The sequence below is a fragment of the Alteromonas mediterranea DE genome, assembly GCF_000020585.3.
GTDB classification, from domain to species: domain Bacteria; phylum Pseudomonadota; class Gammaproteobacteria; order Enterobacterales; family Alteromonadaceae; genus Alteromonas; species Alteromonas mediterranea.
On sequence record NC_011138.3, the window covers coordinates 1,306,816 to 1,324,472 of the forward strand.

A 17,657-nucleotide genomic window follows, 5' to 3' on the forward strand; every position below is an offset into this window, starting at 1 on the left:
TAGGTTTCATGCTTTCCAACATCATTCGTTTTGCGAAAAACATCGTCGCGTCGTTACTGGCAATCTTTGTGTGCTTTGGCGTGCTCGACTTCATGTGGCTTGGCGTTATTGCGGATGGCTGGTATCAAAGTGAAATGGAACCGCTGCTTAGAAGCCAGTTCATCACGTGGCCTTGGGTAGTGTTTTACTTAATGTATGGATGCGTGGTGTTTGTACTTGCTGTGGTAGCTAACAGAGACAAATCGCTGCTTTACGCGGGTATTGATGGCGCGCTGTTAGGGTTGGCCAGTTATGGCGCCTACAATTTAACGGCGTACAGCATAATTGAAGGTTTTACTTTGTTTATCATGTTTATTGATTGGGCGTGGGGCACGTGCCTAACCAGCGCAAGCGCCATGGCCGGCTGGTTAGGGTTTCAACTGGTTAAGGGAAAGAGTAGCGAATAATGCGTTTTAACACGCTGGCGTATTGTTTTAAAAAGCCGCCAGTGTTGTAGTGCATGCCGTGCTGTTTGAATACGGCTTGTACCTTGGGGGCCATTTCTCTGTAGCGTCTTGCTGGGATATCTGGAAACAGGTGGTGCTCAATTTGAAAGCTTAAATGCCCAGTCAGTACGTGAAACAGGTTACCGCCCTTGATGTTCGATGATCCCAGGGCCTGACGATAGTACCACTGACCGCGACTCTCATTTTTGCAATCCTCTTCTTTGAAGGTTTCTACATCGCCAGTGAAATGACCACAGAAGATGATGGTCGACGTCCACAAATTGCGCAGTAAGTTAGCAATAAGGTTGCCTGCAAATACCCATAAAAATAGGGGGCCAGCTATCAGAGGAAATAGCACATAGTCTTTTACTAATTGACGCGCCCCTTTGCTGAAAAAGCGTTTCTTAAGTTCATTATGGGTAACTTGGTTCTTACGGTTGTCCTTCTTTTTTCCAAAAAAGACCCGCTCAGCGGCCATTTCGTGGTACGACACACCCCACTGAAACAAAACGCTAAGTACGATATAAGTTGCGAACTGCCATAAGTTTTTTACACGCCATCTAAAATCATTAGACAAGCGAAGCAAACCGTAGCCAAAGTCTCTGTCTTTACCAATAATGTTGGTATAGGTGTGATGCTCGTAATTATGAACGCGATTCCAACTTGCGCCATCGCAGGCAATATCCCACTCATAGCCTTTTGAATTGATATGTTTATCGTTCATCCAATCGTACTGACCGTGCATCACGTTATGGCCAATTTCCATATTGTCGAGTATTTTAGCCGTCGCTAGGCTTAATACGCCGGCAACCCAAAGCAGAGGCTGTAAGAAACCCAGCATTAATAATATACGGCCACTCCATTCACAAATACGCTGAATAAAAATGATACGTCGAATGTAGGCAGCATCTTCAGCGCCCACTTTCTGTTTAATATCGGCTTTGATTTCATCAAGCTGTGCGGCAAGTATCTCGTAGTTCGGTTTCTTTCTAGCGCTCGTAGGCTGAGTTGCTAGAGTTTCCTGAGTTTCGTGCATCGGCAAGTTCGCATGCTTGATGGCTTCTTCACGGTGCTGATTGTCTATTGCAACGTTAGTGTTCATAGTTGAATCTCCACATCGGTAACGGCTTGTGATACACACAACTGAATAAGTTGCTCTGCGCTATCTGAAAGTTCGCCAGTACGGGTATCTCTTACCACGCCCCTTTTCTTAACACATTGGCACTGATGACAAATTCCCATTCCACAGCCATAGGTCACAGGTTGTTCTGCTTGTTGAAGCTGCAAAAGTAGGGTTTGCTGATTGTCGATAGTTAAAGACTGGCCATTGTGAACCAACGAGAAAGTTTCGCTTTCGGTAAGGCTTGTGTGGCTCACCACAGGCAGCGCAGCGAAATGCTCGCTTGAAACAGGCGCGCTAATCGTCTTTGCATAAGTTTCTACTTGCTCGAACATGGCATGTGGGCCACACACTAACCAGTGTGCATCGGCAAAGTAAGATAAATGGGCTTCTACATCGCCATCTCTTTGCTTAGTTAAAGTGTCATAGGTGAAGCTTTCACAGCGCTTGCTGAAAGTTGAAAGCTCCTCAAGCAATACGTGTTCATTGGGCTTTGCAAAATAAAGCAAATGCACCGCTTTTTGATTTACCTGTGCATTGTTAATGGCATCGTCAAGCATGGCAATGAAAGGGGTAATGCCCGAACCGCCCGCAATCATAAGTAGAGGTTTTTCCGTCTGCGGCCATACAAACTCTCCCATGGGGGCCGAGATATTAACCCATTGATTAGGCACACAGGTATGAAGGTAAGGTGTTAGCGCGCCTTGGGCTTTTACCTTAGTCACCAAGCGAATCTGCTTGTCTCTTTGGTGGGTATTAGCACCACTTGCTATAGTAAATACGCGGGTGGTGAGCCTGCCATTAAGCTCTATGGTCAACGCGATATGTTGCCCCGCGGCATGCGTGGGCCACGAACTATCTGGCTCGAGTACCACCTCGAGTATATGCGTGTTTAAGTTTTTTACTGTCACAACTCTGGCTCTGAAATATCCATCGCGCCATGCGGGTTTAATTTGCTGCATCAGTACTTCCCAATAGCCCTTCCAAGAGCCGTGGTGGAATATACGATCAGTAAATTTATCTAGTAATAGTCTCAATGTAGAAATCACACCTATTTATGGTCGGAATATCTTTAATACAAAAAATGATCAAAATATTTAAGCGTACAGTTGTACGCTGATTCAGCGCACAAGTGTAAGCTTAAAATTTTCTGCGTCAAGAGGAGAGGAAGAAAATTTAGGGTAACGTCGTCGAAATGGGCTAATACTTTTGCGAAAAATGCAAAAGTGATTTGTGGGCGGTGAGAAAGGCTATACGAATTATACGTTTGCTAAATAGCCGTAAACGTAACAAGGTGAACACTGCTGCGCATAAAGGGGCTCGCCTCCTTTATGCGCTTGAAATATCACAACGCGCTTAGAAGTTGCGGTTTCGAAATAGCCAAGCGGCGATACCACTTCCCGCTATTAGCATTGAAGTGACCAGCCATAGTTTTGAAATAGGTGCGCCGTTGGGGCATTGTAACGACATGGTTGCGCCGGCTAAATTTTGACAGTCAACAAGTTGGCCTAATGCCAATACTAAGAGGCCAAGCAGTACTCCGATAACAGCATAAGACAAATTATTTAACGACATACTTTTCCTATTATTTTTCCACTTGTCGTTCATAACGACGGTAAAGTTTGCACTGCACCCTTGAGGAAAGCGAGAATGTGCTAAACCAGTGCACTACGTTAAGATGCAACGAAGCGTTAAATGCTTTATAAGTTTATTCTTATGGGCTCTGACCGTTTAACCAATGCGTGTTGTGCGCCACTGAACGGTAAAATTGTTCACCTCATCGGAAGTGGTCGAAAAATGCACATAGGCTCACGTAAAACAGTGTCGCAATATTTGCGCCAACCCCTATCAAAATTCCTTCAAATTCGGTACTATCCGCGGTCTTAAATTTTTAACGAAATAAGCGGACTATGTTTGAAATAAACCCCGTTACGAATGCGATAAAAGATATCCGCGAGCGCACCGACGCGCTTAGGGGGTATCTTTGACTTTGATGCAAAGTCAGAGCGTTTAGAAGAAGTTAGCCGAGAATTAGAAAGCCCTGATGTTTGGAACGAGCCAGACAGAGCGCAGGCACTTGGCAAAGAGAAAGTAGCCCTAGAGCAAATCGTTGAAACGATCCATAAACTCGACCAAGGCACAGAAGACGTTGAAGGTCTTGTGGAGTTGGCGGTAGAGGCTGAAGACGAAGACACCTTCGTTGAGGCCCAAAGTGAACTTGAAGGCTTAATTGAGCAACTAGAAGTGCTTGAGTTTCGCCGTATGTTTTCTGGCCCGAATGATGAAAACGACTGCTATATTGATATTCAGTCGGGCTCTGGCGGTACAGAGGCGCAAGATTGGGCCAATATGCTGCTACGTATGTATTTGCGTTGGGGCGAAGCCCATGGCTTTAAAACTGAGCTGATTGAAGTATCAGACGGTGATGTGGCCGGTATAAAAAGTGCGACCCTACGTATTCAGGGGGAGTACGCGTTTGGTTGGCTACGCACAGAAACGGGTGTGCACCGTTTGGTTCGTAAGTCACCGTTTGATTCGGGTAACCGCCGTCATACGTCGTTCTCATCGGCGTTTGTATATCCAGAAATCGACGATGATATTGATATTGATATTAACCCGTCTGATTTGCGTATAGATACTTACCGTGCATCTGGCGCGGGTGGTCAGCACGTAAACAGAACGGACTCTGCGGTACGTATTACCCACGAGCCAACGGGCATTGTGGTGCAGTGTCAGAACGATCGCTCGCAGCACAAAAATAAAGATCAGGCGATGAAGCAGTTGAAAGCCAAACTTTATGAGTTTGAACTGCAAAAACAAAACGCCGAAAAACAAGCGATGGAAGACAGCAAGTCAGATATCGGCTGGGGAAGTCAGATACGTTCGTATGTATTGGATGACTCTCGCATTAAAGATTTGCGCACCGGCGTGGAAACGCGTAACACTCAAGCCGTGCTAGATGGCGACTTGGACAAATTTATTGAAGCTAGCCTAAAATCTGGGCTGTAAACCGAACAACGAAGTGAAAGGTTATGACTGACCAACAAACAGACGATAACAAATTGATTGCAGAGCGCCGTGCCAAATTGAGCGCTATTCGCGAGCAGTGCCGTGCCAACGGTTTCCCAAACAGCTTCCGTCGTGAAAACTATGCGGATGAGCTGCAAGCTAAGTTCGGTGAATTCGACAAAGAAACCTTGCAAGAGCAGGGCAACAAGGTAAGCATTGCTGGCCGTATTATGGCAAAGCGTGGTCCTTTCATGTTGCTTCAAGACATGACAGGCCGTATTCAAGCTTACGCAGACAAAGACACGCAAAAAGCACTTAAAGCAAAATACGGTGCGCTAGATATTGGTGACATCATTGGCGTAGCGGGCGACCTGCACAAGTCAGGTAAAGGCGACCTTTACGTAAACATGGAGCAATACGAGCTGCTAACAAAAGCACTTCGTCCGTTGCCAGAAAAATTCCACGGTTTGAGCGACCAGGAAACCAAGTATCGCCAGCGCTATGTTGACTTGATCACAAGCGAACAAACCCGCAAAACCTTTATGATCCGCAGTAAAATTGTGAATGGTATTCGCAATTACCTGACCGAGCGTGACTACCTAGAAGTAGAAACGCCAATGCTACAGGTTATTCCAGGTGGCGCGACGGCGAAGCCGTTTGTCACTCACCACAATGCGCTAGATATCGACATGTATCTGCGTATTGCGCCAGAGCTTTACCTTAAGCGTTTGGTTGTTGGTGGCTTTGAGCGTGTGTTCGAAATTAACCGAAACTTCCGTAACGAAGGCTTATCAACCCGTCATAACCCTGAGTTTACTATGCTTGAATTCTACCAAGCGTATGCAGACTACAACGACCTGATGAACCTTACCGAAGATATGCTGCGCACGTTAGCGGAAGACATTCTTGGTACCAGCATTATCAAGAACACAACGAAAGACGCTGAAGGTAACGTAACGTCTGAAGTAGAGTATGACTTTGGTAAGCCGTTCGACCGTTTGAGCATGGGCGAGGCGATTCTTAAATACTGGCCTGAAGCTGATGAAGCCGCTATTCGCGACCCAGAAGCGAACCTAGATTCGCTTAAAGCGATGGCAAAGCAGCTTCATATCAAAGAGCCTGAAGTTGACGGTATTTGGGGCGCGGGTAAATACCTGTGCGAAATCTTCGAAGCAACAGCTGAAGAGAAGCTTGAACAACCTACGTTTATCACTGAATACCCTTGGGAAGTATCGCCGCTAGCACGTCGTAATGACAACAACCCGTTCATTACCGACCGTTTCGAGTTCTTCGTAGGCGGACGTGAATTAGCCAACGGCTTTAGCGAGCTTAACGACCCAGAAGACCAAGCTGAACGTTTTGCAAAGCAAGTTGAAGAAAAAGACGCGGGCGATGATGAAGCCATGCACTTTGACGATGACTATATTCGTGCACTTGAGTACGGCTTACCGCCAACAGCGGGTGAGGGTATTGGTATCGACCGCCTAGCTATGCTATTTACCGATAGCTCAACTATCAAAGACGTTATCTTGTTCCCACATATGAAGCCTCAAGCGCCGAAAGACGCGCAAGAAGCCGGTGAGCAAGCGTAATAGAAAAAAGGAGCCGCGTGGCCAGTTTTTATATAAGTAGGCCAGCTCTTCGTTTAAAGACTAGTGTTCTAAGCTCAAATGCTTTTAAGCGCTAGCTCTTTTACAAGCGAAGCGCCTTAACACGCTCTACCAAAAGGGTGTTCTCGGGAACGGGGATACCCTTTTTCTTTGCCATTTCCACAATATACCCATTAATGGCGTCTATTTCTGTCGGCCTGCCGTAAAGCACGTCTTGATGCATACTTGAATAGTTTTCGCCGGTTGCTTTAGCAACGGCTAATACTTTCTCATGCACATCATCTTCGTTGAAATCATACCCATAGGCGTTCGCCACTGAAGTAAACTCATGGCAAATTGCGTGGCGAGTCTCGGCAAACGCCGCCTCGGCAATGCGTTTGTTTTGCATATTATTTAGCGCCGTTAGTGGGTTGATGACGGCGTTAATCGATAATTTTGTCCAAAGTGAGGTAAGGATATTTGCTTGATAATGCACAGGCGGCAGTGCACGTTCTAATAGGGCTATTGCGTTGGCCTGTAGTGGATAAGTCAGGGTCAACGCAGACAATGTGGCTGGTAATCTGCGTGTTGCTTTGGCTAGCCCAATTTGGGTAGCGCCAAGCCCCGTATGCCTGACCTGTATTTTTCCAGACGACGTCGTTTCTTTTAACGCACCGTGGCTGGTGGTGGCAAGTAGAATGGGGTAGTCATCAGGCAATAATGAGCGTGCAGTTTCAAGCCCGCCCATGCCATTGTGAAGCAATACAATAGTTGGAGTGTTTTCAAGATAGGGAAGCCACTGCGTAATGGCTTGTTGCAGTTGATATACCTTAAGAGGAAATACCAATACGTCGCTGCTATCTAGCACCGTTGGTGTGTTAAAAGGCGGCTGAAGCATAGTACTACCGCCATCTTGCCATAAAGCCTCAGTTGGCATCGCGACTATATTTCGCGGGTAGCAGGCATTACCAATACCGTTTTTCTGTGCCCCAGCGGCAACCAAGCTTCCAATAGCGCCACCGCCAACAATATGAAGCTTTTTCACGGTTAACCTAACACGTTTAATTTATCAATAGGGGGAGTTGAAAACCGGGCTGGCAGCGATGGCCAAGGGTAGCTATCTGGCTGTTGAAGAGCGCTATACCAAGCCTGTACTTCTGATTCATTGACCACGCGACCGGTATCGAAAGGCGCAGTGATGGTAAGCTCTCCGGCAGATAAAGGCAGGCGCAAGTGCCATGCGTGAAGGTAAAGTCTGTCGGAGGGCGCACCACCGTATAGACTGTCGCCTAAAATGGGGGCGCCAATACTTTTTAATGCCACGCGGATTTGGTGTGTTTTGCCTGAATGGGGTTTGACAATAAAGCCTCGTGTGCCCGGTTTAGCGGCATGGCTGAAGAACTGGGTAATAGCGGGGTTTTCCTGCGACTTTAACAAGATGCGCTGACCGCCACGACGGTTTTTCATATCGCCGATGATTGCACCTTGTTTCTTCTTAGGCTTGTGTTCACTTAAGGCCAAATAAAATTTACCGATGCGTCGTGAAGAAAACAGCTCGCCAATTTCAGCCGCTGTTTTTGCATTCTTCGCCAAACACAAGCAGCCCGATGTTCCCGTATCTAACCGGTGGCATAAATGCAGTTCGCTAAGGCTAAGCTGCTTTTTAAGCTGGGTGACAATACCATCAGTACGCAGCGTATCTTCGCCTTTGCAAGCTGAGCTTTCTTTTTGTGCAGCATTTTTGTCGGTGTCTTCATGCTCGATAGCTAGCGCGTTATCTTTCGGGTCACCTGACTTGCTGTCTAGGGCGTCGTGCATCGCAACGCCAACAGGCTTATTTACTACAAGTAAGTTTGCGTCTTCAAAAAGAATAGGTATGGGTTGCACTAGCTATTTTCTAACTCTGAAATGGCTTCTTCGTAGTCAAGTTCGTCAACGGCATCAACAATGGCAGTTCGCTTATCCTCAGGCAAAGCAAGGGCATCTAACCACTCATCTAGCTTTTCTTCGGCAATAAATTCGCTGGCCTTCAGTGCAGCCATTAATTGTTTACGTGCTTGCTCAGCCACTGCGCCGTTAGCCGGCGCTGCGACACTAGGCGCAGGTTCTTGTATAAGCGTATCTACTGCAGCAATCGTTTCATTAAGCACAGTAACAAAAGCGGGATATTCATCGGCAATTCGTTTATCGTTTCTAAAGGCACTCTCCACTGGCTTACTGGCATTGTGCAGAGCAAACATGCCCAAATTGCCCGTCACGCCCTTTAAGGTGTGAGTAAGTGAATAGGCTTCATCGAAGTCACCTTTTGCAACATGCGCTTGTATGTCAGCATCAAGAGAACGATATTCATCCGTAAACTTACCCAGTAGCGTGAACAATAGCTTTTTATTTCCACTGAGTTGTGACATTCCAAAATCAATATCAAGTACTGTTGTTGACTGATCCATGCAACTTTCCTTTTAACCGCTATTTTCTATTCCAAATGGAAACCATTTATTCGCTCATTCGTACCACTTACCAATATTAAGCGGTGAAAAAACGCATTTGCAAAGAGCTTTTGCGTACAAGTGTATTTCAGAAATACATAAATTAATACAATCATAGCAAAGTCCAGAGAAGTAAAGCGTTAAAAAGTCTGGTAATCTTTCAAAATTCGCTAGTTCATTAAGGTCGGTGACCCTAACATTGGGCTTGAGCAGTTTGTTACTTAGCGAAGGATGAAGGTGTCGTTATTTTAAAAGGAATCATCATGTCAGGAAAACTGGCTCTACGAACTCTGTGTATGGCCTTAGGGGTCATTGTTGTAACAGCGTGTCAACACGCACCGGTAGATCATGCTCAAAGCCAAGCTGAGGCTGCAACAAATTCATCTAATACCGTCTCTATTCCCTACGAGAAGTACACGTTAGAAAATGGTCTTACTGTAATACTGCACGAAGATCATTCAGACCCGCTTGTTCACGTTGACGTTACTTACCACGTAGGCTCGGCGAGAGAAGATGTAGGTAAATCCGGTTTTGCTCACTTCTTCGAGCACATGATGTTTCAGGGCTCAAAACACGTAGCAGACGAACAGCACTTCAAAGTGATTACCGAGTCAGGCGGTAACTTAAACGGTACAACCAATACCGACCGCACGAATTATTTTGAAACGGTTCCCGCCAACCAGCTAGAAAAAGTGCTGTGGTTAGAGTCAGATCGCATGGGCTATCTTTTAGAAGCAGTGGATCAAACCAAGTTTGAAAATCAAAGAGAGACGGTGAAAAACGAGCGTGCACAGCGCGTTGATAATCAACCATATGGCTTGCGTTATGAGCTTAACGGCGAAGCCTTATACCCAGAAGGTCACCCTTATTCGTGGATGACTATTGGCTATGTAGAAGACTTAGACCGGGTTAACGTTAACGACCTAAAAGCTTTTTTTAAACGTTGGTATGGCCCCAACAATGCCGTACTTACTATTGGTGGCGATATCGACGTAGCAAAAACCAAAGCGTGGATAAAAAAGTATTTTGGCGAGATACCGGCTGGGCCTGCTGTAGAAGAGCCTGAGCCGCAACCTGTCACGCTTACTGAAACACGCTATATGACATTGGAAGACAAAGTCCATTTGCCATTGCTGCAAATTACCTATCCCACCGTTTACGGTCGCCACGAAGATGAGGCCCCGCTTGACGTGCTGGCTGATATCTTAGGGGGAGGGAAAACCTCACTTTTCTACAAAAACTTGGTTAAAGAAGGGATGGCGGTTCAAGCAGTCGTTTCTCACCCTTGTCGTGAGCTTGCCTGTGAATTTCAGCTACTTGCCCTAGCGAACCCGGCAAAAATCACGTCGTTATCAACCTTGCAAGAGGTGCTAAACCAAACACTCAAAGAATTTGAAACGCGCGGCGTGACGGCAGACGATTTAGCACGCACAAAAGGTCAAATTGAAGCGCGTACCGTGTTTGGGCTTCAAAGTGTATCTGGCAAAGTATCAGCATTGGCCGCTAACGAAACGTTTTACCAAACCCCAGACTTGATAGCAGAAGACATTGAACGCTATAACGCAGTAACGGCAGACGACGTGATGCGGGTTTACAACAAGTACATCAAAGATGCCAATAGCGTTGTACTAAGTGTGGTACCAAAAGGGCAAGTACAGTTAGCTGCCGCCGAGCAAACCTTTGAACGCCCGGTAAGAAATATTCACGTTGAAACCGTTGACGTTGCCGGTGAGGAAGCGTTTACTAGCGCACCTTCAAGTTTCGATAGAAGCGTGATGCCTAAAGCCGGTGATGCACCTGTCGTGGAAGTGCCTGACTACTGGGAAGCTGAACTTGCCAACGGCATTAAAATACTGGGGGTAACCAGTACAGAAACGCCAACGGTTACCTTAACGTTAGGTATGGACGGCGGCATGTTGCTAGATTCAGAAGGCAAAGCTGGAACGGCCTACCTTACGGCACTATTGATGAACGAAACGACCAAGCATTACTCCAATGAAGCGTTGGCCAGTGAACTTGCCAAATTGGGAAGTTCTATTCGATTCAGTACCGCAGGCAGATATTCACAGGTTTATGTGTCTACGTTAACCAAGTTCCTAGATGAAACCTTAGCGCTTTTAAAAGAAAAGCTTTTTAACCCCGCTTTCACAGAAGAAGATTTCGAGCGCATGAAGGAGCGGGTGGTTCAAGGTCTGCAGCAGCAGGCGAAAACACCATCGAGCTTAGCACGACGGGCACGAGATCTTATTTTGTTTGGCGAAGACAATCGCGTGAGTTTGCCAGACGAAGGCACCCTTGAGACTGTGCAAAGTATCACGCTGGACGATGTGAAAACCTTCTATAAAAATTACTATTCGCCAGATAAAGCAAGCATTGTTGCTGTTGGAAACTTATCGAAGAAGAACATGGTTGAAACGCTTGATTTTATAGGCCAGTGGCAAGGTAACGCCTACGAATTTGCTGATTATAGTGACTTTCCTCAGTACAACCAAAATCAAATTTTCCTTATTGATAGCCCTGAAGCAGTTCAGTCGGTTGTCTATATTGTGGACAGAAGTTTACCTTTCGATGCGACGGGCGATCATTTCAAATCACGTTTAATGAACTTCCCGCTAGGCGGGGCATTTAACAGCCGTATCAACCTAAACTTACGCGAGGATAAAGGTTTTACTTACGGCGCAAATAGCGGCTTTGTAGGCGGCAAAACGCTGGGCTGGTTCGAAGTGAGTACCGACCTTACCGCCGCTAATACCGGCGAAGGGATAAAAGAAATTTTAGGTGAAATTGAGCGTTACAGGTCTGAGGGTGTGGAAAAAGCGGAAATTGATTTTATGCGCAATGCTTTTACGCTTAGCGATGCCCTTGAATTTGAGACGCCTACAAGCAAAGCGCGCTTCTTGCGTCAGTTACTGAGCTACGGTTTAGAAAAAGGTTATCGAGAAGCGCAGCTCGATATTATCAATAACATTGATAAAGAATCGATAGACGCGCTTGCAAAGCAATATTTGAATCTTGATAAGATGCAAATTATTGTAGTGGGCGATAAAGCGAAAATTTTGCCTCAGTTGAACGCGCTATCAATGCCAATTATCGAGTTATCAGTAGAGGGTAACAGGCGAGAAGCGTTAAACTGACAGATTAATTTTTGTTGAATTTACACTATTGCCCCCCATAACAGGGGCAATATTGACATAACGGACCACCATTTTGACTGTAGACTCATCCCGTTTTGAAGCGCGCATAGCCGCGCTTAAGTCACCCGAGTTCCTAGCTGCGCTAAAAGATATTAAGCGTGGAGTAGAGCGCGAAGCCCTTCGTATAAACCCAAATGGCACTTTGGCACAAACGCCACACCCCAAGCCGCTGGGATCAGCGCTGACTCACGACTCAATAACTACAGACTTTTCAGAGTCGCTGTTAGAGTTTATAACGCCACCAGAAAATAGCGCGGCAAAAACAATTTCTCAGTTAAAAGATATCCATAAGTTTGTCATTAATAACATTGGTGAAGAGCAAATTTGGCCGCTTAGTATGCCTTGCTTCATTGAAGATGAAGCCGACATTCCTATTGCCTATTTTGGTGAGTCGAACGTTGGGAAAATGAAACGGGTTTATCGTATTGGGCTTAAAAACCGTTACGGCAGCATGATGCAGGCCATTGCTGGTGTGCACTTTAATTTCTCACTACCTGAAAGCTTTTGGAAGCTGTGGGCAGAGCTGAACGGAAAAGAATATTCGCAAGAACAAGTTTCTGCAGACTATTTTGGATTAATTCGTAATTACCGTCGTCTTTGCTGGCTTATCCCTTATCTTTATGGCGCGTCTCCGGCACTGTGTGGCTCGTTCTTAAAAGGTAAAAAGCATGCACTGCCATTTAAGAAGGTAGGCAAAGGCACTGTATATATGCCTTATGCAACCTGTCTACGAATGAGTGATTTAGGCTATACCAGTGCAGAGCAATCTTCACTTAAAATTTGTTATAACCGGTTAGATAATTACGTTAAGCTGCTGCGCGACGCTATGACAACGCCTTCTTCACGCTTTAGTGAATTCACGGCAGGAGAAGAAGGAAATTATCAACAGTTAAGTCGCAATATCATTCAAATTGAAAATGAACTGTATTCACCTATACGCCCTAAGCAGCCTACCGAGTCAATGGAAAAACCAACAGACGCTTTGGTTCGTCGCGGTATCAGTTACATTGAAGTCCGCGCTCTAGACGTAAATCCGTTTACACCCATAGGTATCTCGCAAACGCAGTTTGACTTCTTAGATGTGTTCTTAGTGGCGTGTTTACTTATGCCAAGTGCAGAGCTAGATGAAGCTCAGCTTAAAGAAGCTAAAGAAAACATGAATAAAGTGGTACTAGAAGGGAGAAATCCTGACTTAGTGCTACAGAACAATGGTGTGGATACTACACTGCCACAATGGTGCGCATCGCTGTTTCACGTATTTGAGCAAGCTGCCGAGCTATTGGATTTGGCTAACGACACTACGGCTTATTCGCAGGCGGTGAAAGCTGAATTTGAAAAAGTGAAAAATCCAGACATAACGCCGTCAGGCAAACTGCTTGCTATGTTGCTGGAAGATGACAAAGATAACGGCATACTTGGTCTTGAACTGGCGCAGGCGTATCAGGCGGAAATGAAGTCTTTTGAGTATACCGATACCGATGCTGCGGGTTTTGCCGCACAAGCTGAAGTGTCATTCTCCGCGCAAAAAGAGATAGAAGCGTCTGACACTAAAGACTTTGATACATTCATTCGTGATTATTTCGCTGAAGCTCCTGCAAAAAAAAATGCCTGACATAAGTCAGGCATCGAAGGGTTCCAGGGAAACACACATTTTACTAGAACATTAATTAAGACAAGCTATGAACCAAAAGTTCAAAAAACTGGTTGTTTTTTTATCAACGCTCATCGTTCTTTTTCCACTGCTTATCGCTGGGTGTGCAACAACGCCTCCTAAAGACATCAGTAATTTGTGCGAAATTTTCTACGAAAAGGACGATTGGTATGATGCAGCGGCTGATGCCAGAGACAAATGGGGTGTGCCTATCCATGTTCCTATGGCCATGATGTATCAGGAAAGTTCGTTTCGACACGATGCGCTTCCCCCACGTGATTATGTTTTCTTTGGGTTAATTCCGTGGGGACGAGTCAGTTCAGCCTATGGGTATTCTCAAGCTAAAACGCCTACATGGGCAGACTATATGAGAGAAACGGATAACAGTGGCGCAGATAGAGATGACTTCGAAGACGCTATCGACTTCATGGGCTGGTTTATCTACAAGTCTCAAAAAGTGAACGGCATTTCAAAATGGGACGCGTATGCCCAATACTTGAATTATCACGAAGGGTGGGGCGGCTATAAGCGAAGAAGTTACGACAGAAAGCCTTGGCTCAAAAAAGTGGCGTCAAAAGTAAAAGCACGTTCATTGCGATACGCCACTCAGCTTAAGACCTGCGAAGAAGACCTCCAGAAAGGGTGGTTTATGAAGCTGTTTAGTTAACGCAGATCGGCTGCTGAAAAGATAAAGAGCACACAAAGCGCGACTTCGAAGTCGCGTTTTTTATGCCACTGATAAAAAGCATTAACATTAGAACAAGAAAAAGTAAGAGGTAATACGTTGATAGGAATAAGAAAAAATGGGGGATAGACGGGCGTCTATCCCCCAGCGACGCTAAGCCAAGACCGTTTTTTTAACTCACGTCGAACAGGCATTTACAAGATAGTGTAAATGAGAATGATTTGCAATAGCTTTTTGTTTTTATTTTCCTTCTTACTTTGCGCTTATTGTATTTAAGGTTTTCTACGACAACTAACAGGCGCAATCTCAATTCCTGCTTTATACTTTAAGCATTGCTGTTGATGATGTTTGATCAGATTTAGGAAGCGTAGCGATAGTGAACTTATGGTGAATAAAAAGTTTAGCGCGCATGGTGATGTCCATGCTCACTTTCTCCAAGAGAAGCGGATTCTTTCCATCAGCCTTAGCGGGCCTTTTAATTTAGAGTTTATTCTTAAATATCAACGCGTAGTGGGTGCTGAGAGAGAAAAGATCCAAGTGCCTTCTTGGGCCAGCTTAGTTAACGTTCACGGCTTAGCCTTAGCGCCTATGGAAGCTACAGCAGATGCACAATTGATTGTGGATGAAGCCGTTGATTCAGGACTTGTTGCCACTGCGGTAGTACTTCATGAGACAGAAGGGCTCGCGTTACAGCAGAAGTTTTGGTCTAAAATTTACGACGCATCTACGCTACCTTTTCAATTCTTTAGCGATAGTTCAGCGGCATCAGACTGGTTAGTTGAGAAAATTGCTAGTGGTATGCAAAGGCACAACGTCTATCAAAGCAGGAATATTACTAGGTAGTGGTTACCTTATGCCACTTCATTGCTTTCCTTTTAAATGATCTAAGTATAAGAACGCTTCTTATCAATTTTATAAAGGCATGACAGGAGGTAGCCATGGTAGGAAGTCAGCATCAGTACCGTTTTTTCAACGTCAATAATGTGCTATTTGATATACCCAGTAATGTATATGACGATAGAACAGTTGACGAATGGTTTGATGAGATTGTGAAAGAGGGAAGAAAGCGGGAGCGTTGGGTCATTTTCTCCATCCCCGACAAAAACCTTACAGTCACCCATACTGCTGCAAAGCAACTCTGCACTCGATTACCTTTTTTAAAATCTTATGGCTGCCTTGGCTTTTTGCTTCTAGCGACACACACCAACGCCAAAATTTTTCAACACAGTTTAAAAGCCACGCCTTCCAACTTTGATATGAAAGTTAGTGAATCGATGGAAACACTCTGTAGGTCTGCTGAGTTGATGTTAGGAAGCGAAAACGAACTGAATATTTTTAACCGATTCGGGACGCGATAACGTCAATAATTTCATATACCAGCACTCAGGTTGCCTTCATGAGAGCTTAAATGAAAACCTCAATTTGACCTAGATCAAGCATTCAAAACGTTGCCGATAAGCTAATTTTCACTATTGATCTAGATCACAACCTCTACACCAAGCCTCTTCTATTATTCACTTAGTTAAAGAGGAGACCAATTATGTTGTGGACTATGATGAAAGACCCAGTGGTATGGGGCTCACTGCTAGGAATAGGCATTATCGTCGCGATGATGATGTATTACACTTATCTTTTTATGCACAACAGTGCTGATGAAGACAAATAAATCGCCACTTTGTGGTTGGGCTAGCGCAAATTAACGTTTATTGTTTTGAAGCGGTATGTCGATAAGCACTAACAGTGCGGCTTTCCCGCCGTACTCCAGTGGGGCTTGATGAAACGCTCGTACGTGAGGGTGCTGGACTAAGTAATGGGGCAGGGCAGCTTTTAACACGCCCTGACCGAAGCCGTGCATGACGCAAACGCAGTCAATCAGTTCTTTTCTTGCCGTATGAATAAGCGCGGCAAGCTCTGCTTTTGCCATTTCGCGCGTAAGGCCGTGTAAATCTAAGGTCATCTCTGGCGAGTAGTCGCCGCGGCGCAGTTGCTTTAAGATGTGAGTCGATTCACCCTCTTGGCAAAAGCGCATAGGCCCTTCTTGAGGCAGTGCGGCTTGATACATATCGGAAAAGTCGAAGCTCGCCGCTAGTTGCTTGCTGTGTTTTAGGTGTTTACCTTTTACTTGCTGCGACTTCTTAAATAATTCAACTTGCTTATCAGGCTCAACTTTATCTTGCGATAAAGGCGTGACTCCCTGCATTGCATCGGCAAATGAGAAGGTCTCTTCCTCGGCACTTATAAAGTCGTTTCGATTACTCGCGTGCCCTTGCCTAGCTAGTCCAGTTTGGCGCTTAGGTTCAGAAAGCTGCTTTTTTAATGCTTTGAGTTCTTTTTTAAAGGTTTTCATCAACAATAGCTTGGGTAAATAAACTCGAGTTTAATAATTCAAAACGCTTAAATTATAACGAATAGAAAGATTCGCTACGTAGTTAATTATGTGAATCGGTATGAAGTTTGGGTATGATACCAGCTTTGAAATTTTTGATGTACCCAAACGCTATGACCGATAAGTTTTACCTTGAAGAAGCCATTGAAGATCTGCATACCCTGTTAGATATGACACGATGGGCAACCAGCCGTTTTAACGATGCCGCTTTGTATTTTGGTCATGGTACTGACAATGCGTGGGATGAAGCGACGAGCCTCGTTATGCAGGCGTTGCATTTACCTCATCCCATTTTTGAGCAGGCGGGTGAAAATGTTCTAAACTCCCGTTTAACGAAAAGTGAACGGGAAAAAATTGCCGAGCTTGTATTAAAGCGTGTTCAAACCCGCATGCCATTGCCTTATATTACTAACGAAGCATGGTTCTGCGGTATGCCATTTTATGTAGATGAGCGCGTGCTTATACCCCGTTCGCCATTTGCTGAACTTATTCAAAATGAATTTGCCCCCTTTGTTGAGTCAACACCCGCCAATATTCTAGATATGTGTACGGGCGGTGCGTGTATTGCTATCGCGCTTGCTCATGCTTATCCAGAGGCCCAGGTGGATGCCGTAGATATCAGCACGGATGCGTTAGAAGTCGCAGACATCAATATTCAGGAGCATGGGCTAAGTCACCGCGTGTACCCCATTCAATCAGATTTGTTTTCAAGCTTAGCTGGGCAAAAGTACGACCTCATCGTGACTAACCCGCCTTATGTAGATGCAGAAGACATGGCTGACTTGCCAGAAGAATATCATCACGAGCCAGAGCTGGCCCTAGCCGCAGGCGATGACGGTTTAGATCTCGTTGATATAATGCTTAAAGAGGCGCCAACCTATCTTAACGACGGCGGCTGGCTATTTGTAGAGGTAGGCAACAGCGAAGTTCACATGAGTGAAAGGTTCTCGGGTTTGGAAGTCATTTGGCTTGAGTTTGAAAACGGCGGTTCAGGTATCTTCGCCGTGCGCAAAGACACACTCGTACAGTATTTTAGTAGTAAGGATTGATAG

The 17,657-nt window shown here is 45.3% G+C and carries 17 protein-coding genes; 10 read left to right on the forward strand and 7 right to left on the reverse strand.

The window, feature by feature from the left end:
* Positions 1-8: 8 nt before the first annotated feature.
* A complete protein-coding gene (locus MADE_RS05985; RefSeq protein ID WP_012517773.1) occupies positions 9-446 on the forward strand; it encodes a DUF2177 family protein in 438 nt (145 codons plus the stop codon).
* On the opposite strand, the gene MADE_RS05990 is transcribed toward MADE_RS05985, so the two are convergent.
* From MADE_RS05990 to MADE_RS06000, 3 genes are all read right to left on the reverse strand, one after another.
* Entirely contained in the window at positions 424-1,521 is a 1,098-nt protein-coding gene (locus MADE_RS05990) for a fatty acid desaturase family protein (RefSeq protein WP_051343485.1), read from the reverse strand. The two genes, MADE_RS05985 and MADE_RS05990, sit on opposite strands and share 23 nt — an antisense overlap.
* Positions 1,522-1,583: 62 nt before the next feature.
* Positions 1,584-2,642, reverse strand: a complete 1,059-nt coding sequence (locus tag MADE_RS05995; protein ID WP_232363101.1) for a flavin reductase family protein — start codon at positions 2,640-2,642, stop codon at positions 1,584-1,586.
* A 319-nt stretch (positions 2,643-2,961) separates the two neighbouring features.
* Positions 2,962-3,180, reverse strand: a complete 219-nt coding sequence (locus tag MADE_RS06000) for a hypothetical protein (protein ID WP_012517776.1) — start codon at positions 3,178-3,180, stop codon at positions 2,962-2,964.
* 335 nt (positions 3,181-3,515) lie between these two features.
* Here MADE_RS06000 and prfB point away from each other — a divergent pair.
* Together prfB and lysS are read left to right on the forward strand one after the other, a co-directional pair.
* A protein-coding gene (gene prfB / locus MADE_RS06005; RefSeq protein WP_141153572.1) for a peptide chain release factor 2 occupies positions 3,516-4,614 on the forward strand; the annotation gives its coding sequence in 2 pieces (ribosomal slippage) (positions 3,516-3,590 and positions 3,592-4,614; 1,098 coding nt in all).
* Between the two features lie 23 nt (positions 4,615-4,637).
* Entirely contained in the window at positions 4,638-6,206 is a 1,569-nt protein-coding gene (gene lysS / locus MADE_RS06010) for a lysine--tRNA ligase (RefSeq protein WP_012517778.1), read from the forward strand.
* A gap of 100 nt (positions 6,207-6,306) precedes the next feature.
* Here the strand turns inward: lysS and MADE_RS06015 are convergent, their stop codons facing one another.
* The 3 genes from MADE_RS06015 to MADE_RS06025 are packed head-to-tail and all read right to left on the reverse strand — an operon-like array spanning position 6,307 to position 8,650.
* The gene (locus MADE_RS06015) at positions 6,307-7,248 is read right to left on the reverse strand and encodes a ketopantoate reductase family protein (protein ID WP_012517779.1); all 942 of its coding nucleotides are present in this window, start codon (positions 7,246-7,248) and stop codon (positions 6,307-6,309) included.
* 2 nt (positions 7,249-7,250) lie between these two features.
* Positions 7,251-8,090, reverse strand: a complete 840-nt coding sequence (locus MADE_RS06020) for a pseudouridine synthase (protein WP_012517780.1) — start codon at positions 8,088-8,090, stop codon at positions 7,251-7,253.
* Complete coding sequence (locus MADE_RS06025) at positions 8,090-8,650, reverse strand: Hpt domain-containing protein (protein ID WP_012517781.1); 561 nt, start codon at positions 8,648-8,650, stop codon at positions 8,090-8,092. Before MADE_RS06025 ends, MADE_RS06020 begins: the two co-directional genes overlap by 1 nt.
* Positions 8,651-8,952: 302 nt before the next feature.
* On the opposite strand from MADE_RS06025, the gene MADE_RS06030 reads away from it, so the two are divergent.
* From MADE_RS06030 to MADE_RS21080, 6 genes are all read left to right on the forward strand, one after another.
* Positions 8,953-11,823, forward strand: a complete 2,871-nt coding sequence (locus MADE_RS06030; protein WP_012517782.1) for a M16 family metallopeptidase — start codon at positions 8,953-8,955, stop codon at positions 11,821-11,823.
* A 73-nt stretch (positions 11,824-11,896) separates the two neighbouring features.
* The gene (gshA, locus tag MADE_RS06035) at positions 11,897-13,495 is read left to right on the forward strand and encodes a glutamate--cysteine ligase (protein ID WP_012517783.1); all 1,599 of its coding nucleotides are present in this window, start codon (positions 11,897-11,899) and stop codon (positions 13,493-13,495) included.
* Positions 13,496-13,562: 67 nt separating this feature from the next.
* Complete coding sequence (locus MADE_RS06040; protein WP_012517784.1) at positions 13,563-14,201, forward strand: transglycosylase SLT domain-containing protein; 639 nt, start codon at positions 13,563-13,565, stop codon at positions 14,199-14,201.
* Between the two features lie 402 nt (positions 14,202-14,603).
* Positions 14,604-15,062: a hypothetical protein gene (locus MADE_RS06045; RefSeq protein WP_015066616.1), complete on the forward strand. Its 459-nt coding sequence runs from the start codon at positions 14,604-14,606 to the stop codon at positions 15,060-15,062.
* Positions 15,063-15,157: 95 nt separating this feature from the next.
* Positions 15,158-15,577, forward strand: coding sequence for a hypothetical protein (locus MADE_RS06050; RefSeq protein ID WP_012517786.1), 420 nt, complete (start codon positions 15,158-15,160; stop codon positions 15,575-15,577).
* Between the two features lie 182 nt (positions 15,578-15,759).
* Complete coding sequence (locus MADE_RS21080; RefSeq protein ID WP_012517787.1) at positions 15,760-15,885, forward strand: hypothetical protein; 126 nt, start codon at positions 15,760-15,762, stop codon at positions 15,883-15,885.
* 30 nt (positions 15,886-15,915) lie between these two features.
* Here MADE_RS21080 and smrB read toward each other — a convergent pair whose 3' ends face one another.
* Positions 15,916-16,566, reverse strand: coding sequence for an endonuclease SmrB (gene smrB, locus MADE_RS06055; protein WP_012517788.1), 651 nt, complete (start codon positions 16,564-16,566; stop codon positions 15,916-15,918).
* A gap of 152 nt (positions 16,567-16,718) precedes the next feature.
* Here smrB and prmB point away from each other — a divergent pair, with 152 nt between their 5' ends.
* Positions 16,719-17,654: a 50S ribosomal protein L3 N(5)-glutamine methyltransferase gene (gene prmB, locus MADE_RS06060; protein WP_041703094.1), complete on the forward strand. Its 936-nt coding sequence runs from the start codon at positions 16,719-16,721 to the stop codon at positions 17,652-17,654.
* The last annotated feature ends 3 nt before the right edge of the window (positions 17,655-17,657 follow it).